At 64.6% G+C, this 20,569-nt stretch carries 21 protein-coding genes and 1 riboswitch; of the genes, 16 read left to right on the forward strand and 5 right to left on the reverse strand.

Features of this window, described 5'->3' with window-relative positions; translation table 11 throughout:
• Positions 1 to 76: 76 nt before the first annotated feature.
• On the forward strand, positions 77 to 514 hold the full coding sequence (locus B6V74_RS02950) for a hypothetical protein (protein WP_088721915.1): 438 nt from the start codon (positions 77 to 79) through the stop codon (positions 512 to 514).
• A 60-nt stretch (positions 515 to 574) separates the two neighbouring features.
• Here B6V74_RS02950 and B6V74_RS02955 read toward each other — a convergent pair whose 3' ends face one another.
• Positions 575 to 1,162: a TetR/AcrR family transcriptional regulator gene (locus tag B6V74_RS02955; RefSeq protein WP_088721916.1), complete on the reverse strand. Its 588-nt coding sequence runs from the start codon at positions 1,160 to 1,162 to the stop codon at positions 575 to 577.
• A gap of 114 nt (positions 1,163 to 1,276) precedes the next feature.
• On the opposite strand from B6V74_RS02955, the gene B6V74_RS02960 reads away from it, so the two are divergent.
• The 3 genes from B6V74_RS02960 (at position 1,277) to glpX (ending at position 4,117) form a co-directional block, all read left to right on the forward strand.
• On the forward strand, positions 1,277 to 1,480 hold the full coding sequence (locus B6V74_RS02960; protein WP_088721917.1) for a hypothetical protein: 204 nt from the start codon (positions 1,277 to 1,279) through the stop codon (positions 1,478 to 1,480).
• A 100-nt stretch (positions 1,481 to 1,580) separates the two neighbouring features.
• The gene (locus tag B6V74_RS02965; protein WP_088721918.1) at positions 1,581 to 2,882 is read left to right on the forward strand and encodes a homoserine dehydrogenase; all 1,302 of its coding nucleotides are present in this window, start codon (positions 1,581 to 1,583) and stop codon (positions 2,880 to 2,882) included.
• Between the two features lie 269 nt (positions 2,883 to 3,151).
• Positions 3,152 to 4,117, forward strand: a complete 966-nt coding sequence (glpX, locus tag B6V74_RS02970) for a class II fructose-bisphosphatase (protein ID WP_075776136.1) — start codon at positions 3,152 to 3,154, stop codon at positions 4,115 to 4,117.
• Between the two features lie 82 nt (positions 4,118 to 4,199).
• Here glpX and gcvP read toward each other — a convergent pair whose 3' ends face one another.
• The 4 genes from gcvP to gltX all read right to left on the reverse strand — a co-directional run bounded on the left by gcvP (position 4,200) and on the right by gltX (position 10,271).
• Positions 4,200 to 7,040 (reverse strand): aminomethyl-transferring glycine dehydrogenase, encoded by a 2,841-nt coding sequence (gene gcvP / locus B6V74_RS02975; protein ID WP_088721919.1) that lies wholly within the window; start codon positions 7,038 to 7,040, stop codon positions 4,200 to 4,202.
• Positions 7,041 to 7,045: 5 nt separating this feature from the next.
• Entirely contained in the window at positions 7,046 to 7,405 is a 360-nt protein-coding gene (gcvH, locus tag B6V74_RS02980; RefSeq protein ID WP_088719058.1) for a glycine cleavage system protein GcvH, read from the reverse strand.
• 22 nt (positions 7,406 to 7,427) lie between these two features.
• On the reverse strand, positions 7,428 to 8,531 hold the full coding sequence (gcvT, locus tag B6V74_RS02985) for a glycine cleavage system aminomethyltransferase GcvT (protein ID WP_088722177.1): 1,104 nt from the start codon (positions 8,529 to 8,531) through the stop codon (positions 7,428 to 7,430).
• 156 nt (positions 8,532 to 8,687) lie between these two features.
• Positions 8,688 to 8,778: riboswitch (glycine riboswitch) on the reverse strand.
• A 164-nt stretch (positions 8,779 to 8,942) separates the two neighbouring features.
• Positions 8,943 to 10,271 (reverse strand): glutamate--tRNA ligase, encoded by a 1,329-nt coding sequence (gene gltX / locus B6V74_RS02990; RefSeq protein ID WP_088721920.1) that lies wholly within the window; start codon positions 10,269 to 10,271, stop codon positions 8,943 to 8,945.
• 97 nt (positions 10,272 to 10,368) lie between these two features.
• Between gltX and B6V74_RS02995 the strand changes: the two genes are divergently transcribed.
• The 12 genes from B6V74_RS02995 (at position 10,369) to B6V74_RS03050 (ending at position 20,565) form a co-directional block, all read left to right on the forward strand.
• Positions 10,369 to 10,785 (forward strand): metallopeptidase family protein, encoded by a 417-nt coding sequence (locus B6V74_RS02995; protein WP_075776224.1) that lies wholly within the window; start codon positions 10,369 to 10,371, stop codon positions 10,783 to 10,785.
• A gap of 97 nt (positions 10,786 to 10,882) precedes the next feature.
• Positions 10,883 to 11,815 carry an MBL fold metallo-hydrolase gene (locus B6V74_RS03000; protein ID WP_075776140.1) on the forward strand — a complete coding sequence of 311 codons (933 nt, stop codon included), beginning with the start codon at positions 10,883 to 10,885 and terminating at the stop codon, positions 11,813 to 11,815.
• 130 nt (positions 11,816 to 11,945) lie between these two features.
• Complete coding sequence (locus B6V74_RS03005; RefSeq protein ID WP_075776141.1) at positions 11,946 to 12,893, forward strand: 1-phosphofructokinase family hexose kinase; 948 nt, start codon at positions 11,946 to 11,948, stop codon at positions 12,891 to 12,893.
• A 62-nt stretch (positions 12,894 to 12,955) separates the two neighbouring features.
• The gene (gene hisF, locus B6V74_RS03010) at positions 12,956 to 13,717 is read left to right on the forward strand and encodes an imidazole glycerol phosphate synthase subunit HisF (protein WP_078603953.1); all 762 of its coding nucleotides are present in this window, start codon (positions 12,956 to 12,958) and stop codon (positions 13,715 to 13,717) included.
• Positions 13,714 to 14,025 carry a phosphoribosyl-ATP diphosphatase gene (locus B6V74_RS03015; protein ID WP_075776143.1) on the forward strand — a complete coding sequence of 104 codons (312 nt, stop codon included), beginning with the start codon at positions 13,714 to 13,716 and terminating at the stop codon, positions 14,023 to 14,025. Before hisF ends, B6V74_RS03015 begins: the two co-directional genes overlap by 4 nt.
• Before the next feature lie 190 nt (positions 14,026 to 14,215).
• Positions 14,216 to 15,247 (forward strand): NADP-dependent oxidoreductase, encoded by a 1,032-nt coding sequence (locus B6V74_RS03020; RefSeq protein WP_088721921.1) that lies wholly within the window; start codon positions 14,216 to 14,218, stop codon positions 15,245 to 15,247.
• A gap of 93 nt (positions 15,248 to 15,340) precedes the next feature.
• Entirely contained in the window at positions 15,341 to 15,763 is a 423-nt protein-coding gene (locus B6V74_RS03025; RefSeq protein ID WP_240496911.1) for a TerB family tellurite resistance protein, read from the forward strand.
• Between the two features lie 164 nt (positions 15,764 to 15,927).
• Positions 15,928 to 16,722 carry an amino acid ABC transporter ATP-binding protein gene (locus B6V74_RS03030; protein WP_088721922.1) on the forward strand — a complete coding sequence of 265 codons (795 nt, stop codon included), beginning with the start codon at positions 15,928 to 15,930 and terminating at the stop codon, positions 16,720 to 16,722.
• A gap of 33 nt (positions 16,723 to 16,755) precedes the next feature.
• Entirely contained in the window at positions 16,756 to 17,478 is a 723-nt protein-coding gene (locus tag B6V74_RS03035; RefSeq protein WP_075776147.1) for a transporter substrate-binding domain-containing protein, read from the forward strand.
• A gap of 49 nt (positions 17,479 to 17,527) precedes the next feature.
• Entirely contained in the window at positions 17,528 to 18,406 is an 879-nt protein-coding gene (locus B6V74_RS03040; RefSeq protein ID WP_075776148.1) for an ABC transporter permease subunit, read from the forward strand.
• Entirely contained in the window at positions 18,403 to 19,230 is an 828-nt protein-coding gene (locus B6V74_RS03045; protein ID WP_075776149.1) for an ABC transporter permease subunit, read from the forward strand. Before B6V74_RS03040 ends, B6V74_RS03045 begins: the two co-directional genes overlap by 4 nt.
• A 3-nt stretch (positions 19,231 to 19,233) precedes the next feature.
• On the forward strand, positions 19,234 to 20,565 hold the full coding sequence (locus tag B6V74_RS03050) for a glutamine synthetase family protein (protein ID WP_088719065.1): 1,332 nt from the start codon (positions 19,234 to 19,236) through the stop codon (positions 20,563 to 20,565).
• Positions 20,566 to 20,569: the final 4 nt, after the last annotated feature.

The following is a 20,569-nucleotide window of genomic DNA, read 5'->3' on the forward strand; positions in this document are numbered from 1 at the left end:
GTGACACAAATCATTGCGTGGTGTGATTTTCCGCGTGAGGCTGGAGCCAGCGTTAACACCAAGTGTGGAGTGTGCCATGAAACGCATGATGACGATTGCCGCGGTGACTGCTTGCCTCGCAAGCGCCGCGCTAGCGAATGATACAAAGGGGTTTGTGGGTCTGAACTGGACCTTCGGCCCGGGCGCGAGCGGCCTCGAAGGGGTGTTCGGGGCGATGAATTACGACCTCGATCCGGATGGTGACATCCACGGGGCGAAACTTTCGCTGCATCTCGGCATGGGCCCGGGGCCCGTGCAGGGCAAGATCAAGTTCGCGGGTGTCGCCGGTCAGGACGACGCGATGGCCGAGCTGGGCATGGGCTATGGCAGCCGTGGCTGGTTCGGCACGGGCGGGCTGATGGGCAAACATTGGACCGTTGGCGGCGATCTGTTCTTCAACGGCGGTTGGGAAGGCTTCGGCGGTATTCACAGCCTGAAATTCGATCCTCCGAAGGCTCCGCTGTCGCCCGGCTGAGTCAAATCGGGCAATCGATCGCATAAAGAGAGGGCGGCTTCGGCCGCCCTTTCACATGGCTCAGGCGCCCACGGACTTGCGCACCATATCCCAGTAGATATCGGCGACCATGGCGCGGCTCAGGCGTCCGCCTTCGCGGAACCATGTATTCACGCCGGTCAGCATCGCGATGATCGCCATCGTCGCGAGTTTCGTGTCCGGGATTAGGAACACGCCTTCGTCCTGCCCCGCCTTCAGGATCTCTTCCAGCTCGGTCTCGTAGGTCTTGCGCAGCCCCTCGATCACCGCGAAATTCTCCGGGCTCAGGTTGCGCAGTTCCATGTAGCTGAGGAACACAGCCTCGGCCCGCTCGAGGTTGAAGCGGATGTGGAAGCGCACGAAACGCTCCAGCCGCGCATGGGCGTCGCCCCCGGCAGACTCGGCGCGCCATGCGGCGATCAGCTCGTCCATATGGGTCTTGAGCAGATCGAAAAGCAGCGCTTCCTTGTCGGGCGTGTAGAGGTAGAGAGCCCCCGCCTGCACCCCCACCGCGCCCGCGATCTGGCGCATCGAAACGGCGGCAAAGCCGTACCGCGCAAAGAGCCTTTGCGCCTCGGCGCGGATCTTCGGGCCGGTAATCTCGGAATGGGAGCCTGTCTTGCGTGCCATGATACCGACGCTAACTGAACAAGCGTTCAATATCAAACCCGATTTGCGGTCCAATCGGCACTGGCAATGGGGCCGCGCGCGCAATAGTTTGGCAGCGTCCCGAGAGGAGAGACCATGCGCGCCCCTGCCCTGATCGCCCTGTTTGCCCTGCTGGCCTCGCTGACCGCCTGTTCGAAGCGGTCGACGGAGGGCTATCCGGCGCTGCTGCCGATGGACGAGATCCTGACCGATCAACCTCTCACCCCCGATCCGGCCCCCGAGCTGGAGGCGCGCGCCGATGCGTTGCGCGCCCGCGCAGACACGATGCGCAGCCAATAAAATCTCGCCACGGCGCGGTTGAAGCCGCACGCCGCGTTGCCCTGCCTGCGCTTTCCCGCTAACAGGGCGCAAACCACCAAGTTTCGCTCATGAGGTCCCTATGTCCGCCGTCTCCGATACCGCACCCTTGCGTCTTGGCATCGCGGGTCTCGGCACCGTGGGCATCGGTGTGGTGAAGATCGTGCAGCGCCATGCCGATCTGCTGGAAGCCCGCGCGGGCCGCCCGATCGAAATCACCGCCGTCTCGGCGCGCGACCGCACCAAGAACCGCGATGCGGACCTGTCGAGCTATGCATGGGAAGACGATGCGGTGACGCTCGCGCAGCGCGACGATATTGACGTCTTTGTCGAACTGATGGGCGGCCATGAAGGCCCCGCGAAGGACGCCACCGAAGCCGCGCTGAAAGCGGGCAAGGACGTGGTCACCGCGAACAAGGCGCTGCTCGCGCACCACGGTCAGGCGCTGGCGGAACTCGCCGAAAGCCTCGGCCGCACGATCCGCTACGAGGCCGCCGTCGCAGGCGGCATCCCGGTCATCAAGACGCTGACCGAAGGGCTTGCGGGCAACGGCATCCGCCGCGTGATGGGCGTGATGAACGGCACCTGCAACTACATCCTGACACGGATGGAAGATGCTGGCCTGCCTTATGACACGGTGTTCGAGGAGGCGCGCGCGCTTGGCTATCTCGAGGCCGATCCGAACCTCGATGTGGGCGGCATCGACGCGGGCCACAAGCTTGCCATCCTCGCCGCCATCGCCTTTGGCACGCAGGTCGCCTTCGACGACGTGACGCTGGAAGGGATCGGGCGCATCTCGATCGACGATATCCGCCGCGCGGGCGATATGGGCTACAAGATCAAGCTGCTGGGCGTCGCGCAGATGACCGGCCGCGGGCTGGAGCAGCGCATGACGCCGTGCCTCGTGCCCGCCACCTCGCCACTGGGACAGCTGACCGGCGGGACGAACATGACCGTGCTGGAAGGCGACTCGGTCGGCCAGATCGTGCTGCGTGGCGCAGGCGCGGGCGAAGGCCCGACCGCGAGCGCCGTGATGGGCGACGTGATGGACCTCGCACGCGGGCTGCGGCTGCCGGTCTTCGGCCAGCCCGCCGACAAGCTCGAGGCCCCCACCCCCGCCGTGACCGCGATTGCGGCACCCTATTACCTGCGCCTGCAGCTGTCGGACAAACCCGGCGCGCTGGCGAAAGTCGCGACCGTTCTGGGCGAGGCGGGCGTCTCGATCAGCCGGATGCGCCAATACGGCCATGCCGACACCTCGGCTCCGGTGCTGATTGTCACCCACAAGACGACGCGCGACGCGATCGACGCGGCGATCAACGCGCTGCCCGCGACCCGCGTCGTCGAGGGTGAGCCGGTCGCAATCCGCATCGAAGAAGTCTGAGCATCGCGCGGCGAGAGCCATTTCGCCGCGCACCGCATTCCTGCTGATCTGACGCCGGGCGGCACCATAAGGCGCGCCCTATCCTCTCACGCCGGTTACATCGCCGTATCTTTTCACACCGCAAACGGCATAAGACCCCGGCTTGCGCGCCATTTTTCGCCGCGACAGGGGCTCGCCCCGCATGTTAGCGCTCCCGGGGTTGCCCTTCGGTCTCCCACAGGCTTTACCTGTCCGCAGCCCGTAACGCCCAGGCAGACAGGAAGACCTAAATGACCCCTCCGATTGATTTCAACGACCGCATGCTTTCGCTGGGCCTCGCCCGCGTGTCGGAAGCGGCGGCTCATGCATCAGCCGACCTGATCGGTCGCGGCGACGAGAAGGCCGCCGATCAGGCCGCGGTGAACGCGATGCGCGATCAGCTCAACAAGCTGGAAATCCGGGGCACCGTGGTCATCGGGGAAGGCGAGCGCGACGAGGCGCCGATGCTCTATATCGGCGAGGAAGTCGGCCAGGGCGTCGGCCCCGAGGTGGATATCGCGCTCGACCCGCTGGAAGGCACGACTCTGACTGCGAAGGACATGCCCAACGCGCTGACCGTGATCGCGATGGCGCCGCGCGGCACGATGCTGCACGCGCCCGACGTCTACATGGACAAGCTCGCGATCGGCCCGGGCTACGAGAAGGACGTGGTCTCGCTCGATATGACCCCGACCGAGCGCGTTCAAGCACTGGCCAAGGCGCAAGGCGTCGAAACCAAGGACATTGCGGTCTGCATCCTCGACCGTCCGCGCCATGAAGACATGATCGCCGAGGTTCGCGAGACCGGCGCGAAGATCCGCCTCATCACCGATGGCGACGTGGCGGGTGTCATTCACTGCGCCGAGCCCGATTTCACTGGCATCGACATGTATATGGGTTCGGGCGGCGCGCCCGAGGGCGTGTTGGCAGCCTCGGCGCTGAAATGCATGGGCGGCCAGATGTGGGGCAAGCTGTTGTTCCGCAACGACGACGAGCGGGGCCGCGCGAAGAAGGCGGGCATCACCGACCTCGACAAGGTCTATGCGCGCGACGACATGGTGCGCTCGGACGTGATCTTCGCCGCGACCGGCGTGACCGACGGGTCCATCGTGAAGGGCGTGAAGCGCGAGCCGACCTATATCGAATCCGAGACGATGCTGATGCGGTCGAAGACCGGCTCGCTGCGCCGCGTGATCTACCGCAACCCTGTGAAGTAACCGGCGCGCCTAGGTATTTTTATCGAGAAGAAGAGAAAGGCCGGAGCGCGGTGCTCCGGCCTTTCGTCATTTTGGCTGGCGGTTACTCTGCCGCGTCGGCGTAGCTCTCGACCGGCGGGCAGGTGCAGATCAGGTTGCGGTCGCCGAAGACGTTGTCGACCCGGCCCACGGGCGGCCAGTATTTGTCGACGCGGAAGGCGCCTGCCGGGAAGCACCCCTGCTCGCGGGTGTATTTCCGGTCCCAATCGGCCACGAGGTCTTCGACCGTGTGCGGCGCGTGGCGCAGCGGACTGTCCTCGGGGGTGATCTCGCCCGCCTCGATGTCGCGGATCTCATCACGGATCGAGAGCATCGCGGTGATGAAGCGGTCGATCTCGGCCTTGGTCTCGGATTCGGTAGGCTCCACCATCAGCGTGCCCGCCACCGGCCAGCTCATCGTGGGGGCGTGGAAGCCGTTATCCATCAGGCGCTTGGCGATGTCGTCCACCGTCACGCCCACCTCCGAGAAGGGCCGCGTGTCGATGATGCATTCATGCGCGACACGTCCACGATTGCCCATGAAGAGGATCGGGTAGCCCTCTTTCAGCTTCGCAGCGATGTAATTGGCAGCGAGGATCGCCACGCGGGTCGCCTGCGTCAGGCCCGGCCCGCCCATCATCAGGATATAGGCCCAGGAGATCAGCAGGATCGAGGCGGAGCCATAGGGCGCGGCACTCACCGGTCCCTCTTCGCCGCCGGTCTCGGGGTGGCCGGGCAGGTAGGGTGCGAGGTGCGATTTCACCCCGATCGGCCCCATGCCCGGGCCACCACCGCCATGCGGGATCGCGAAGGTCTTGTGCAGGTTGAGGTGGCTCACATCCGAGCCGACCTCGCCCGGTTTCACCAGCCCCACCAGCGCGTTGAGGTTCGCACCATCGAGATAGACCTGACCGCCATATTCGTGGGTGATGTCGCAGATGCGCTTTACCGTCTCCTCGAACACGCCATGGGTCGAGGGATAGGTGATCATGCAGGCCGCGAGCTTGTCGCCCGCCTCTGCAGCCTTCGCTTCGAAGTCTTCGAGATCGACGTCGCCGTTGGGCGCCGATTTCACGACGACAACCTTCATCCCCGCCATATGCGCCGAGGCCGGGTTCGTGCCATGCGCCGACATCGGGATCAGGCAGACATCGCGCTGATCGTCGCCATTGGCGCGGTGATAGGCGGCGATGGTGAGAAGCCCTGCATATTCGCCCTGTGCGCCCGAATTGGGCTGCATCGAGAAGGCATCATAACCGGTGATCTCGCACAGTTTCGCGGTCAGATCGTCGATCATCTCCGCATAACCCTGCGCCTGATCGAGCGGCACGAACGGATGCAACGTGCCGAATTCCGGCCATGTGAGCGGCATCATCTCTGCCGCTGCATTCAGCTTCATCGTGCACGAGCCCAGCGGGATCATTGCGCGGTCGAGCGCGAGGTCGCGATCCGAGAGCCTGCGCATGTAGCGCATCATCTCGGATTCGGCGCGGTTCATGTGGAAGACCGGATGGGTGAGGTAGTCGCTCTCGCGCAGCAGCGCATCGGGCACCGCGGGCTGCGTCGCCTTCGGCGCGGGGTCGGTGATCCCGAAGGCGTCGAGCACCTTGGCGACGACGCCCGGATCGCTGGTCTCGTCGAGCGAGATACCGACCCGATCGCGGCCCACCTTGCGCAGGTTGATCCCGCGATGGCGGGCGGCGGCGAGGATACCCTGCTGGCCCACGCCCACCTCGACGGTGATCGTGTCGAAGAAATTCGAGGGCTCTACCACAGCGCCTGCGGCTTTCAGCGCCTCGGCCAGTTGCACCGTCAGCAGGTGCACACGTTCGGAGATCGCGCGCAGACCGACGGGACCGTGGAACACGGCGTAGAAGCTCGCCATCACGGCGAGGAGCGCCTGCGCGGTGCAGACATTCGAGGTCGCCTTCTCGCGGCGGATATGCTGCTCGCGAGTCTGAAGGCTCAGGCGGTAGGCGCGGTTGCCTCGGCTGTCGATGGAGACGCCGACGATCCGCCCGGGCATCGCGCGTTTCATCGCGTCGGTGGAGGACATGAAGGCCGCATGCGGGCCGCCATAGCCCATCGGCACACCGAAGCGCTGCGCGGAGCCTACGGCGATATCGGCGCCCATCGCGCCCGGCTCTTTCAGCAGGCACAGCGCGAGCAGATCGGTCGCGACCACGGCCACGGCCTTCGCGGCATGAAGCGCCTCGCATTCGGCGGTGAAGTCGCGGACATGGCCATAGGTGCCCGGATATTGGAAGATCGCGCCGAAGACCTTCTCGGCTTCGAGCGTTTCGGGCGCGCCCACGATCACCTCGATCCCCAGCGGCTCCGCGCGGGTCCGGATCACGCCGATGGTCTGCGGGTGGCAATTCTCATCGACGAAGAAGGCAGTGGCCTTCGATTTCGACACGCGCTGCGCCATCGCCATGGCTTCCGCCGCCGCCGTCGCCTCATCGAGCAACGAAGCATTGGCGACCGGCAGCCCGGTCAGATCCGACACCATCGTCTGGAAGTTCAGAAGCGCCTCGAGACGCCCCTGCGCGATCTCGGGCTGATAGGGCGTATAGGCCGTGTACCAAGCCGGGTTTTCCAGAATGTTGCGCTGGATCGCGGGCGGCGTGACGGTGCCATAATAGCCCTGACCGATCAGGCTGGTCATCACGCGGTTCTTCTTCGCGACGCCTTCCATCTTCTGCAGCAGCCCGTATTCGGTCAGCGGCGCCCAGCCCAGCGGCTCGGCCTGACGGATGCTTTTCGGCACCGTCTCGGCGATCAGCGCGTCGAGGTCCGGCGCCCCCACGGCCTTGAGCATCTCCTCCATCTCGGCCGGTGAGGGGCCGATATGGCGGCGATTGGCGAAATCGTAACTGTCGTAAGTCGTGGGGGTGAAGGTCATGGATATTACCCGATGAAGTCTTTGTAAGCGGCCTCGTCCATAAAGCCGTCGAGCGCGGAAGCGTCGGTGAGTTTCATCTTGAAGAACCACGCCTTGCCCAGCGGGTCTTCGTTCACGAGCGCCGGGTTGTCGGCCAGATCCTCGTTGATCGCGACGATCTCGCCGTCGAGCGGCGCGAGGATGTCGGAGGCGGCCTTGACCGACTCGATCACGCAGATCTCGTCGCCCTTCTCGACCGTGTCACCCACATCGGGCAGGTCGACGAATACGACATCGCCCAGCTGCTCGGAGGCGTGCTCGGTGATGCCCACGATCACGACGTCGCCTTCGGTCTTGAGCCACTCGTGGTCTTCGGTGAATTTCATGGAATGTCTCCCGGTTGGTTGTTCAGCGTTTGTAGGTTGCAGGGCGGAAAGGCATCGCCACGACCCTGGCGGGCAGACGCTTGCCGCGCACCTCGCCATAGACGGTGGCGCCTTCCTTCGTGTCTGCGGGCAGATAGGCCATCGCCATCGGTGCCTCGATCGAGGGGCCGAAACCGCCCGAGGTCACACGCCCGATAGGCTGACCGCCCTCGGGTCCGGCGAAGATTTCCACGCCTTCGCGCATCGGCGCGCGACCCTCGGGGCGAAGCCCCATACGGAGGCGGCTCGGGCCGTTTTCCAGTTCGCTCAGGATGCGATCCGCGCCAGGGAAGCCGCCTTCGCGCTCCCCACCCTTGCGTCGCACCTTCTGGATCGCCCAGGCGATGTTGCCCTCGACCGGAGTCGTCGTGGTGTCGATGTCATGGCCGTAGAGGCAAAGCCCAGCTTCCAGTCGCAGGCTGTCGCGCGCGCCGAGCCCGATCGGCTCGACCGCCTCATCGGCGAGCAGTTTGCGGGCAAATTCCACCGCGCGGTCCGCGGGCACGGAAATCTCGTAGCCGTCTTCACCGGTATAGCCCGAGCGCGAGATCCAAAGCTCCGTCCCGTTCCAGTGATAGACGCCCAGGTCCATGAAGCGCATCTTGGCGGTGCCGGGCACGAGAGCCTCAAGAACGCCTTCGGCGGCAGGCCCTTGCAGCGCCAGAAGCGCGCGGTCGGTGAGTTCCTCGACCGATTCCAGATGCGCCCGCATATGCGCGATGTCGTCTTCCTTGCAGGCCGCGTTCACCACGACGAAGAGATGATCGCCTCGGTTCGCCACCATCAGGTCATCGAGAATGCCGCCATTCTCATCGGTGAACATCGCATAGCGCTGGCGACCCTCTTTCAGGCCCATCAGGCTGACCGGCACCAGCGCCTCGAACGCCTCGGCAGCGTCTTCGCCCGGCACGATCACCTGCCCCATATGGCTGACATCGAACAGCCCGGCCTTGGCGCGGGTGTGCAGGTGTTCCTTCATCACGCCCAGCGGGTATTGCACAGGCATCTCGTAGCCCGCGAACGGCACCATCTTGGCGCCCAGTTCCAGATGCAGATCGTATAGCGGTGTGCGTTTCAACTCGCTCATCGCGGCCTCCCCTTCAGCCGGATGATCCGGCATCGATTCATGAGCCTTCCGGCTCGCCCGATGCCCCCTCTGTCCGTGCCTGCAATGCAGACGCCTGAGATCGTTATCCCTTCGGCGGATGCCGCGATTGCGCGCCGCATCACTCTCCAGAGTCCTTCGTCGGGCACGGTCCTTTTGCCTGAGAGTTTACCGGGGCGGTTGCTCCTTCGGCACCGAGGTTACCCCCGGATTCTCCCGTATCCGACTTCTTCCGATTACCTGAGGCCCCGCGCGACTGACAAGCCCCAATCGCCAAAACCGCCGCTTTGCCGCCGAAAACGACCTCACGAGGTCGCGAATTGCCCAAACAAAAAGCGCGAGGAAAATCCCTCGCGCCTTTCGAATTGATCTCACGAGCCTGCGGCGGAGCCGTCAGCCGCGCGCCGGAACCTTGTGCAGAAGCGGCATCAGCTCGCCCATATCGGGCCCGTGCGCCATGCCGGTCACGGCCTTGCGCAGCGGCATGAACAGCCCCTTGCCCTTGCGCCCGGTCGCTTCCTTCACCTCCGAGGTCCAGTCCTTCCACGTGGTGTCGGAATAGGGCGGCGCGGGCAGCATCGTCATGGCCTGCGCGATGAAGTCGCGATCTTCCTCGTCGATCTCCGGCTCCGCGCCGTTCAGACACAGATCGGCCCAGCCCTTCAGATCGTCGAGCTTGTCGATATTCTGCGAGGCGACCTTCCAGAAACGCTCGCGCTGCTCCTCGGGGATACCGAGTTCCGCGATGCGGTCCGCCACCGCCTCGAACGGCAGGTGCTGGTTGCGCGCGCGGGTCAGCGGGATCAGGTCCGCTGGGTCGAATTTCGTGGGCGCCGAGCCGAAATGGTTCAGATCGAACCCGTCGGCCAGCTCGTCGATCGACATCTTCAGCTCGATCGGCTGGCTCGAGCCCAGACGCGCCATCATCGACAGCAGCGCCTCGGGGGCGATCCCTTCGGCGCGCAGATCGCGGATCGAGAGCGCGCCAAGACGCTTCGACAGTTCCTCGCCCTGCGGGCCGGTCAGCAGCGAATGGTGCGCGAAGCTCGGAACCTTGCCGCCGATCGCCTCGATGATCTGGATCTGCGTCGCGGTATTGGTGACGTGATCGCCGCCGCGCACGATATGGGTGATGCCCATATCCGCGTCGTCTACCGGTGAGGCGAAGGTATAGAGCACCTGCCCCGAGGCCTTGATCAGCACCGGATCGGACACGCTTGCCGCATCGATGGACAGATCGCCAAGGATGCCGTCTTTCCACTCGATCCGCTCGAGTTCCAGTTTGAAGCGCCAGTATCCTTCCTTGCCCTCGGCGCGAAGCGCGTCTTTTTCGGCATCCGACAGATGCATCGAGGCGCGGTCATAGACCGGCGGGCGACCCATGTTCAGCTGTTTCTTGCGCTTGAGGTCCAGCTCGGTCGGGCTCTCGAAGCATTCATAAAGCTTACCGTCGGCCTTCAGCTGTTCTGCCACCTCGGCATAGCGGTCGAGCCGCAGCGACTGGCGCTCTTCCCGGTCCCACTCGATGCCGAGCCATTCGAGATCCTGCTTCAGTGCGTCGATATATTCCTGCTTCGAGCGCTCCTGATCGGTGTCGTCAAGGCGCAGGATGAATTGACCGCCGGTCTTGCGGGCGATCAGGTAGTTCATCAGCGCGGTGCGCAGGTTTCCGACATGGATATAGCCGGTGGGCGACGGGGCGAAACGGGTAACGGTGGTCATCTGGGCAAACTCCTGTTGGCGCCTGCTCTTTCACAAGGCGGTGCGTTTGTCCATATGAGGGGCCATGCGAGAGGTGCAGAGCGGCTTGGAGGTGGCGATGGGCGAGGGTTACGATTGGGCGGATGTCACGGCGCCGGGCATCGAGGAGATCGAGGCGCTGGCCGAGGCCGCGCGCGCCGCCCTGCCCCCGGCTTTCGCGAAAGCTGCGGCAGAGGTCGCGATCCGGGTGGAAGAGTTCGCCTCCGAAGCGATGCTCGCCGATCTCGGCATCGAAGACCCTTTTGAGCTGACGGGGCTTTATGACGGCATCCCGTTGACCGAGAAATCCGTGATGGACCCCGGTGGCCACGCGGATGTGATCTGGCTCTTCCGACGTCCGATCCTCGACGAGTGGGTCTCGCGCGGCAACGAGCCCCTCGGTGCCCTCGTCACCCATGTTTTCGTGCACGAATTGGCGCATCACCTCGGGTGGTCCGACGGCGATATTTCTTCGATCGATCGCTGGTGGGAGTGAACCGAAGCGGCTCACGCTACGTTCACGAGTCTGTGGGAGCGGCGCGAAGCGCTCGACTTCGACATGCGAAGATCAACCATCGAGAGGGAGAGACCCGATGACCAGGACCTTCATGACCCGCCGTACAGCATTGAAAACCGCCGCTTTCCTGCCCGCCGCCCCCGCGCTTCTGACCGGGACCGGCGCCGCCGCGCAAAGCGCGAACGAAGCCCCGCCCGCGATCCCGCGCTATCGTCGGATGCAGATGGGAGATCTGACGATCACCACGCTGCTCGCCGGATCGCGCGAGCTGGAAGAGCCGCAGACGATCTTCGGCATGAACGCCAGCCCCGAGGACTTCGCCAAGCTCTCTGAGGCCAATTACATCCCTGCGGACAAGTCGCTTAACTTCTTCACCCCGACCCTGATCGAGACCGGCTCGGAGAAAATCCTCTTCGACACCGGCTTGTCGCCCGAGGGGATCACCTCGGCGCTCGCCGCCGCTGGGCATTCGCCCGAGGACATCACCCATGTCGTGATCACCCATATGCATGGCGACCATATCGGCGGGCTGATGGGCGATGGCGGCGAGACCTTCGCCAATGCTGCCTACATCACCGGCCAAAAGGAATTCGACCATTGGTCGAACGCGGGCAACGACACGTTCGAGGCCAAGGTCCGTCCGCTGGCCGAGAAGATGAGCTACCTCAAGGGTGGCGATTCGGTCGTCTCCGGCATCTCGGCGGTCGAAGCCTTCGGCCACACGCCGGGCCATATGGCCTTCATGGTGGAGTCGGGCGGCAAGGGGCTGATGCTCGCTGCCGACACGTCGAACCACTATGTCTGGTCGCTTCAGCGCCCGGAATGGGAAGTGAAATACGATATGGACAAGGAGATGGCCGCGAAGACCCGCAAGGAGCTTCTGGGCCGTGTCGCCGCCGACAAACTGGCTTTCATCGGCTACCACATGCCCTTCCCGGGCGTGGGTCATCTCGAGGCACTCGACACCGGCTTCCACTTCCACCCGATCACCTATCAGCTCAACGTCTGATCCATCGTTTCGATTGTCCGGACGGTCCTTTCGCCGTCCGGGCGCCCACTACCTCAATCCCGCACGCCCCCTTGATCGCAGATCGTTAGCTGCGATGATCCCGATACCCACCACGGCTTCGGAGCCTGCGATGACCTCGATCCTCACGATCACGCTCAACCCGACGGTCGATCTGTCGATCGAAACCCCCGAAATCGCGCCGGAGCGCAAGCTGCGCTGCACGCGGCCGCTGACCGATCCGGGGGGCGGCGGGTTGAATGTCAGCCGCGCGATCGCTGCCTTGGGCGGCAATTCCACGGCCTTCGTCGCCCTTGGCGGCACCACCGGGGATCGGGTGATGCGGCTTCTCGCCGAGGCGGGGATCGCTCTCTTCCCCTACCCCGCGCCGGGCGAGACGCGGATGAGCCTGACTGCCACCGACCAGAGCACGGGCGCGCAATACCGCTTCGTGATGCCGGGGCCGGACTGGGGCGCGCGCGATGTCGCCAAGGCGCTCAGCCGGATCGCGCGCGCCGCCCCTGAAGACGGGATCGTCGTGCTGTCCGGCTCGCAACCGCCCGGCGTGCCCGAGGATTTCCCCGCGCGGCTGGCGACGAAGATGGCCCGGACCAAGGCGCGGCTTTTCCTCGACACCTCCGGCAAGGCTCTGCACCAGTTGATGGAAAGCAAGGCGCAACCCGCCGACGTTCTGCGGATGGACGAACTGGAGGCCGAGGAGTTGGCGGGCCGCAAACTGCCCGAGCGCAGCGACAGCGCCGACTTCGCGCAAAGCCTCGTGCAGCGCGGACTGGCCCATGCGGTGATCGTCGCGCGCGGCTCGGATGGCAACGTGCTCGCCACCAAGGACGCGCGCTGGTTTGCCGTGGCGCCTAAGGTCGATGTCGTCTCGAAAGTGGGCGCGGGCGACAGTTTCGTCGGGGCTTTCACACTCGCGCTCTCCCGCGGCAAACCTTTCCACGAGGCGTTGCAGCACGGCGCGGCAGGCGCGGCGGCCACCGTGACCACCCCCGCCACTGACCTGTGTTCCGCCGCGATGGTGCGCCGCCTTCTGCCGCATTGCCCCGTCGAGCCGATCTGAGCACTCTGCCCCTTTGCCTCGCGGCACCTGCGCGTTATGAAAGCGCCAAAGGAGCGCCGCCCATGCTGAAGACCCGCATTATTCCCTGTCTCGACGTCGCCGATGGCCGCGTCGTGAAAGGCGTCAATTTCGTGAACCTGATCGACGCGGGCGACCCGGTCGAGGCCGCGAAGGCCTATGACGCGGCAGGCGCAGACGAGCTGTGTTTCCTAGACATCCACGCGACCCATGAAAACCGCGGCACCATGTTCGATCTGGTGACCCGCACCGCCGAGCAATGTTTCATGCCGCTCACCGTGGGCGGCGGCGTGCGCACCCATGAAGACGTGCGCGCACTCCTGCTGGCAGGCGCCGACAAGGTCTCGTTCAACTCCGCCGCCGTGGCGGATCCGAACGTAATCACCGAGGCCGCCGACCGCTTTGGCAGTCAGTGCATCGTCTGCGCGATCGACGCAAAGACCGTGGAGCCGGGCCGCTGGGAAATCTTCACCCATGGCGGCCGCAAGCCGACCGGCATCGATGCGGTGGAATTCGCCCGCACCGTGACCGCGAAGGGCGCGGGGGAAATCCTGCTGACCTCGATGGATCGCGACGGTACCCGCGCAGGCTTCAATCTGGAGCTGACGAAGGCGATTTCGGACGCGGTGGACGTGCCGGTGATCGCTTCCGGCGGTGTCGGCAATCTCGATCACCTGGTGGAAGGCGTGACGAAAGGCGGCGCCTCGGCCGTACTCGCCGCCTCGATCTTCCACTTCGGAGAGTACACGATCCGCGAAGCCAAGGAATATATGGCCGCCGCGGGCATTCCGATGAGGCTGCAATGAGCATTCTGGACCAACTCGCCGCGACCATCGAGAGCCGCAAGGGCGCCGATCCCGACACCTCCTGGACCGCGAAGCTGCTGGCCAAGGGCCCGGAGAAATGCGCCGAGAAATTCGGTGAGGAAGCGGTGGAGGCTATCATCGCCGCAGCGAAGGGCGACCACGAAAACCTGACCTACGAGGCGGCGGATGTGCTTTATCACCTCTTGGTGATGCTGGCGGCACGCGACGTGAAGCTGGCCGATGTGCTGGCGGAACTGGAGCGCCGCGAGGGCACCTCCGGCATCGCCGAGAAAGCCGCGCGCAGCTAAGGGGCGCTGTCCCTTCTCTCCTTCGGAAATTCATCCCAGGGATATTTCCGCAAGCCCGATGACGCCCCGGAAACCTCTGGCATTCGGGCTTGTCGAAATATCCCGGGGGTGAGGGCGAAGCCCGAGGGGGCAGCGCCCCCTTTCCCCGTGCGAACCGCGTGCTAGCTGGCCTCTCAAACAGGAGGCTTTCATGGCTCAGACCCAAGACACCAACCGCAAGATCATCCTCGCCGAGCGCCCGAAAGGCGCGCCGAACGAGAACACGCTGAAATTGGAAACCGAGGCCGTGCCGCAGGCGGGCAAGGGCGAGATGCTGCTGCGCACCGTCTATCTGTCGCTCGACCCCTATATGCGCGGGCGGATGTCGGATGCGAAATCCTACGCCACCCCGGTCGAGATCGGCGGCGTGATGACCGGTCAGGTCGTGGCCGAGGTCATGGAGAGCGATGTCGCAGGCTTCTCGAAGGGCGATTACGTGCTCTCGCCCTCAGGCTGGCAGGATTTCTTCGTCTCGGATGGCACGCAGGTACTCAATCTCGGGCCGGAGCCGGAGAACCCGAGCTGGGCCTTGGGGATTCTCGGGATGCCGGGCTACACGGCCTACGCGGGCCTGCTGAAGATCGGCGAGCCGAAACCCGGCGAGACTGTTGTGGTTGCCGCCGCCTCCGGGCCCGTGGGCGCAACGGTCGGCCAGATCGCCAAGATCAAGGGCTGCCGCGTCGTCGGCGTCGCGGGCGGAGCCGAGAAATGCGCCCATGTCACCGAGACCCTGGGGTTTGACGCCTGCATCGATCACCGCGCCGAGGATTTCGCCGAACAACTGGCCGCGGCCTGCCCAAACGGCATCGACGTCTATTTCGAGAATGTCGGCGGCAAGGTGCTTTACGGCGTGCTGCCGCTTCTCAACCCCTTCGCTCGAATGCCGGTCTGCGGCATGGTCGCGTGGTATAACCTGCAAGGCCTGCCCGAGGGACCCGATCACGGGCCGCAGATCCTGTCGACGATCCTGCGCATGAAGGTGAAGGTGCAGGGTTTCATCATCTTCGACAGCTTCCCGATCGAGCTTTATCAGGAATTCTCGGAGGCGATGACCGGCTGGCTGAAAGAGGGCAAAGTTCAGTACAAGGAGCAGGTGGTGGAGGGACTAGAGGCCGCGCCGCAGGCGCTTTACGATCTGCTGGAGGGCCGCAATTTCGGCAAGATGGTCGTGAAAGTCGGCTGAAGGCGAGAGATGTGCGCAGGGCTTTCGCATCCGTGACTTGCCCTGCGCCGCGCATCGCTTATCTCTACGCTTATGTTTGGACGCCTTTTCGATATGCTCAACGATCCCGCCCCCGATCCGATGGAGGGGGAAGATCGCGAATTGGCGCTTGGCGCACTTCTGGTGCGGCTCGCGCGGTCGGATGAAAACTATACCGAAGACGAGAAGATCCGGATCGACCGGGTTCTCGCGCAGCGCAACGGGCTTTCGAGCTTCGAGGCGACCGAGATGCGCAAGCGCGCCGAAGAGGTCGAGGCGGGTGCGCCCGATACCGTCCGCTTCACCCGCGCGCTGAAGGACAAGGTCGCCTACGAGGACCGCACCGGCGTGATCGAGGCGCTGTGGGACGTGGCGCTGGCCGACGGGGTGCGCGACGCCCATGAGGATGCGCTGATCCGTCTCGCGGCGAAGCTTCTGGGCGTCAACGATGTCGATTCGGCGGTGGCGCGGCAGCGCGTCGAGGCCCGCCGAAGCTGAGTTAGAGGGACAGGCCGGCGTGGAGGCGCGACCGGTTCACGCATATTTTTTCCTCAGATGCTCGTGATTTCGGCCCCTTCCCCATCGTCAACCGGGCAGACGCAGTTGCAATCATCGGCCAAATCGCGCCAGATTGCGCGGATGGACAAAGAGAAGCTGCCTGCGTGACCCGAAACGAGCCTGCGCCCCAAGACGCGCCCGTCATCGAAATCCGTGACCTTCACAAGAGCTACGGCTCACTCGAGGTGCTCAAGGGCGTCTCGATCACCGCCCCACGCGGCCATGTGGTGTCGCTGATCGGCTCTTCGGGCTCGGGCAAGTCGACCCTCTTGCGGTGCTGCAACCTGCTCGAAGACAGCCAGAAGGGCGACGTGATCTTCGAGGGCGAGCGCGTCGCCTGGCGTGGCGAGGGACTCAATCGTCGTCCCGCCGACCGCGCGCAGGTCACCCGCTTCCGCACGAACCTGTCGATGGTGTTCCAGCAGTTCAACCTCTGGGCCCACATGACGATCCTGCAGAACGTAATGGAAGCGCCGGTGACGGTGCTGGGCCGCGACAAGGCAAAGGTCGAGAAGCTGGCGCGCGAATTGCTGGCGAAGGTCGGCATCGGCGACAAATGCGACGCCTGGCCCGCGCAGCTCTCGGGCGGTCAGCAGCAGCGGGCGGCGATCGCGCGGGCGCTGTGCATGGAGCCCAAGGCGCTTCTTTTCGACGAGCCCACCTCGGCGCTCGATCCCGAATTGCAGCAGGAGGTGGTGAAGGTCATCAAGGACCTCGCCGCCGAACACCGCACCATGATCCTCGTCACCCACGACATGCGGCTGGCGCGTGACGTCTCGGACCACGTCGTCTTCCTGCACCAGGGCAAGATCGAGGAAGAGGGCCCGCCAGAGGCTCTGTTCGGCGCGCCGAAATCGACGCGCCTGCAACAATTCCTGTCGGCCACCGCGCCGGCGTGAACCAACCCAAGAACAAACAACGGGGAACCCAAGATGAAAAAACTGATCCTGACCGCCGCCATTCTCGGCCTGTCGGCCGGCATTGCCGCGGCTGAAACGGTCCGCATGGGCACCGAGGGCGCCTACCCTCCCTACAACTACATCGACGACAACGGCGAAGTTGCAGGTTTCGAGCGCGAACTGGGCGACAAGCTCTGCGAGATGGAGAGCCTCGATTGCACCTGGGTCACCAATGACTGGGATTCGATCATCCCGAACCTGCTGAGCGGCAACTACGACACCATCATCGCTGGCATGTCGATCACCGCCGAGCGCGAGAAGTCGATCGACTTCACCCAGCCCTACTACCCGCCGGCGCCCTCCGCTTATCTCGCGATGGATCCGAACGTCGATCTCAAGGGCGCCGTGGTCGCGGCGCAGACCGGCACGATCCAGGCGGCCCATGTCGCCGAAAGCGGTGCGACGCTCGCCGAATACGCCACGCTCGACGACACGATCGCGGCGGTGAAGAACGGCGAGGCCGACGCGGTCTTCGCCGACAAGGACGCGCTCAAGCCCTTCGACGGTCAGGACAACCTGCAATTCGTCGGCGACGATGTGCCGCTGGGCAAGGGCATCGGCATCGGCCTGCGCAAGTCCGACACCGAGCTCAAGAACAAGCTCGATGACGGGATCTCGAAAATGAAGGCCGACGGCTCGCTCAACGAGATGATCAAGAAGTATTTCGGCGACAAAGCGCTGACCTTCAAAAACTGATCCAGAAAGCGGGGGGCGGGTCACGCGGCGCGCCCCCCGACCGATCCAGATGCTCAACAGCTGTTCCGATCCTTCCGCCCTTCACGGGCTTTCCTGGCTTCTGTGCTACCTGACAACGGGCAAGCACATGATGTTCTATGGCTCCTTTGGGATCGTGCTGATCCTGCTGGCCGTGACGGCGCCGGTGGCGCTGATCTTCGGTTTCGGGGGCGCGCTCGCCGCGCGTTCGACCCTCGCACCGCTGAAGCTTCTGGGACGCGGCTATATCGCGATGGTGCGCGGTGTGCCGGATATCATCTTCTTCCTCTTCGTGCCGATCGCGATGGACCAGGGGCTCGAATACCTGAAATCGCGCGCGATCTGCCCCGACCCCGGCCCCGCCTGGACGGGGAACGAGTTCCACGTCTGTGCCGCGGCGAAAATCCCGCTCGGTACCTCCCCACAATTCTACCACGAGGCCTATGGCTTCGCGCTGGCCGTGGTGGCCTTCTCCATCGTCTACGGGGCGTTCGCCGCGAACGTGCTGTTCGGTGCGATGCAGGCCGTGCCGCGCGCGCAGCTGGAGACCGCCGAGGCTTACGGCATGACCCGCGCGCAGGTGAACCGCCGCGTACTGATCCCGCAGATGTGGGCCTATGCGATCCCCGGACTGTCGAACCTCTGGATGATCCTCATCAAGGCGACGCCTCTGCTGTTCCTTCTGGGCATCGAGGATATCGTCTACTGGGCGCGCGAACTCGGCGCGACCAAGTCGCAGATCTACTCTTATCCACACCCCGACTGGCGGCTCTACTACTTCCTCGCGCTGCTGGTCTTCTATCTGGTGATGACCAAGCTCTCCGAGATCGTGCTGGCGCGCATCAACCGCCGCCTCTCCTTCGGGCAGGCCACGGCTGCCGGTGAAGCGCTGAGAAAGGCGGGCGCATGAGCTGCATTCAGACCATCGCGGATTACGGTCTGCGGTCCGTGGGCATCGGCGAGCGGCTGCTGCCGCGCTCCGATTTCACCATGTGCCAGCAATTCACCCTGATCGGCTCGGGGATGATCTGGAACCTCTATTTCGGCATCCTCGCGCTTCTGGCGGGCTTCTTCCTCGCGACCACGCTGGCAGTGGCGAAGAACTCCGAACGTGCAATTTTCCGCAAACCCGCGGACTGGTTCATCTTCCTGTTCCGCGGCTCACCGCTTTTCATCCAGTTTTTCCTCGCCTACGAGGCCTTCGCGATGCTGCCCCGGGCTGGCTTCCCGATCCTCGGCATCACGGTCGCGACGGACTGGATCACGCGGGCCTGGGCAGGCGCCTTGATCGTGCTGTTCTTCAACACCTCCGCCTATGCCGCCGAGATCTTCTACGGCGCGCTGCGCTCGGTTCCGAAAGGCGACATGGAAGCCGCGGACGCCTATGGCATGACCGGCTGGACCAAATTCCGCCGCGTGACATGGCCGACGATGCTCCGGCTCGGTTGGCCGTCCTACACCAACGAGGCGATCTTCCTGTTCCACGCCACCACGCTCGTGTTCTTCTCGGGCTTCCCGGCGTTCCGGCAGGAGGGCGACGCGCTCTATTACGCGAAATATTTCGCGGACAAGACCTTCAATCCCTTCATCCCCTACCCGATCGCGGCGTTCTATTTCATCCTGCTCACGCTCTGCGTCATCGCGGTCTTCGGGGTGATCAACCGCCGCCTGAACCGCCATCTGCCGCAGGAAAGCCGCAAGCGCTTCCGGTTCAGGCCGCAGATTATCAGGTGACACATGAACTGGCTGCACGACCATCCCGACGTTCGCACGATCCGCGTGGCGGCGGCCGATCTCAACGGGGTGGCGCGCGGCAAACGCCTGCCGGCTCGTTTCGCCGATAAGGTCTTCACCGAAGGGACGCGCTTCCCCTATTCGGTGATGAACCTCGACATCTGGGGCGAGGATGTCGAAGACAGCCCGCTTGTGTTCGAGTCCGGCGATGCCGACGGCCTTCTGATGCCGACAGAGCGGGGCTTCCTGCCGATGCCGTGGCTCTCGGCGCCGACGGCGCTGCTGCCGATCTGGATGTTCCACATGGACGGCACGCCCTATGCGGGCGATCCCCGGCAGGCGCTGGCCCGCGTCGTGGAACGCTACAAGGCTCTGGGGCTGACCCCCGTGGTCGCGACCGAGCTGGAATTCTTCCTGATCGACGATAGCGGCAAGACCCTGCGGGTGCCACCCTCGCCGCGCTCGGGTAAACGCCGCACCGGCGGCGAGGTGCTATCGTTGCGCGCGCTCGACGCGTTCGACATTTTCTTCAGCCAGCTCTACGACGCCTGCGAGGCGATGGATATTCCCGCCGATACCGCGATCTCCGAAGCGGGTCCCGGCCAGTTCGAGATCAACCTTAGCCACCAACCCGACCCGCTTAAGGCCGCCGATGACAGCTGGCTGTTCAAGATGCTGGTGAAAGGGCTGGCACGCGCGCATGGTTTCGCCGCGTCCTTCATGGCGAAACCGTACGACGAATGGCCCGGCAACGGCATGCATATGCATTTCTCCGTGCTCGACGCCGAGGGCAACAACATCTTCAACGACGGCACGCCGCAGGGCTCGGATCAGATGCGCCACGCGGTCGCCGGCTGTCTGGCTGCGATGTCGGGCTCGGCGCTGATCTTCGCGCCGCATGAGAACAGCTATGACCGGCTGGTGCCCGACGCCCATGCGCCAACTGGGATCGCCTGGGCCTACGAGAACCGCACCTCGGCGCTGCGTATCCCGGCCTCTGGCCCGCAGGCGCGCCGGATCGAGCATCGCGTGGCGGGCGGCGACGTGAACCCCTACCTGATGATCGCCGCTATCCTGGGCGCGGCGCTGATCGGGATCGAAGACAAGATGGAAGCGCCCGAGCCGATCAAGGGCAACGCCTATGCGCTCGACCTGCCGCAGATGCCCACCGACTGGGAAGAGGCGATCGACGCCTTCCAGAATTGCGAGATCATGCCGCGCATCTTCGACCGCGAACTGATCACCAATTTCGCCATGACCAAGCGGCAGGAGCTGCATTACATGGCGGAGCTCTCGGATCAGGAACAGACCGAGCTTTACCTGGATACCGTCTGAAGGG

Source organism: Thioclava sp. F42-5, assembly GCF_002213195.1.
In the GTDB taxonomy this organism is placed as follows: domain Bacteria; phylum Pseudomonadota; class Alphaproteobacteria; order Rhodobacterales; family Rhodobacteraceae; genus Thioclava; species Thioclava nitratireducens.

What these genes read in the sequence shown, in the direction of transcription:
- B6V74_RS02950 (WP_088721915.1), top strand. Translation starts at nt 77, where the DNA reads ATGAAACGCATGATGACGATTGCCGCGGTGACTGCTTGCCTCGCAAGC.
- B6V74_RS02955 (WP_088721916.1), bottom strand. Translation starts at nt 1,162, where the DNA reads ATGGCACGCAAGACAGGCTCCCATTCCGAGATTACCGGCCCGAAGATC.
- B6V74_RS02960 (WP_088721917.1), top strand. Translation starts at nt 1,277, where the DNA reads ATGCGCGCCCCTGCCCTGATCGCCCTGTTTGCCCTGCTGGCCTCGCTG.
- B6V74_RS02965 (WP_088721918.1), top strand. Translation starts at nt 1,581, where the DNA reads ATGTCCGCCGTCTCCGATACCGCACCCTTGCGTCTTGGCATCGCGGGT.
- glpX (WP_075776136.1), top strand. Translation starts at nt 3,152, where the DNA reads ATGACCCCTCCGATTGATTTCAACGACCGCATGCTTTCGCTGGGCCTC.
- gcvP (WP_088721919.1), bottom strand. Translation starts at nt 7,040, where the DNA reads ATGACCTTCACCCCCACGACTTACGACAGTTACGATTTCGCCAATCGC.
- gcvH (WP_088719058.1), bottom strand. Translation starts at nt 7,405, where the DNA reads ATGAAATTCACCGAAGACCACGAGTGGCTCAAGACCGAAGGCGACGTC.
- gcvT (WP_088722177.1), bottom strand. Translation starts at nt 8,531, where the DNA reads ATGAGCGAGTTGAAACGCACACCGCTATACGATCTGCATCTGGAACTG.
- gltX (WP_088721920.1), bottom strand. Translation starts at nt 10,271, where the DNA reads ATGACCACCGTTACCCGTTTCGCCCCGTCGCCCACCGGCTATATCCAT.
- B6V74_RS02995 (WP_075776224.1), top strand. Translation starts at nt 10,369, where the DNA reads ATGGGCGAGGGTTACGATTGGGCGGATGTCACGGCGCCGGGCATCGAG.
- B6V74_RS03000 (WP_075776140.1), top strand. Translation starts at nt 10,883, where the DNA reads ATGACCAGGACCTTCATGACCCGCCGTACAGCATTGAAAACCGCCGCT.
- B6V74_RS03005 (WP_075776141.1), top strand. Translation starts at nt 11,946, where the DNA reads ATGACCTCGATCCTCACGATCACGCTCAACCCGACGGTCGATCTGTCG.
- hisF (WP_078603953.1), top strand. Translation starts at nt 12,956, where the DNA reads ATGCTGAAGACCCGCATTATTCCCTGTCTCGACGTCGCCGATGGCCGC.
- B6V74_RS03015 (WP_075776143.1), top strand. Translation starts at nt 13,714, where the DNA reads ATGAGCATTCTGGACCAACTCGCCGCGACCATCGAGAGCCGCAAGGGC.
- B6V74_RS03020 (WP_088721921.1), top strand. Translation starts at nt 14,216, where the DNA reads ATGGCTCAGACCCAAGACACCAACCGCAAGATCATCCTCGCCGAGCGC.
- B6V74_RS03025 (WP_240496911.1), top strand. Translation starts at nt 15,341, where the DNA reads ATGCTCAACGATCCCGCCCCCGATCCGATGGAGGGGGAAGATCGCGAA.
- B6V74_RS03035 (WP_075776147.1), top strand. Translation starts at nt 16,756, where the DNA reads ATGAAAAAACTGATCCTGACCGCCGCCATTCTCGGCCTGTCGGCCGGC.
- B6V74_RS03040 (WP_075776148.1), top strand. Translation starts at nt 17,528, where the DNA reads ATGCTCAACAGCTGTTCCGATCCTTCCGCCCTTCACGGGCTTTCCTGG.
- B6V74_RS03045 (WP_075776149.1), top strand. Translation starts at nt 18,403, where the DNA reads ATGAGCTGCATTCAGACCATCGCGGATTACGGTCTGCGGTCCGTGGGC.
- B6V74_RS03050 (WP_088719065.1), top strand. Translation starts at nt 19,234, where the DNA reads ATGAACTGGCTGCACGACCATCCCGACGTTCGCACGATCCGCGTGGCG.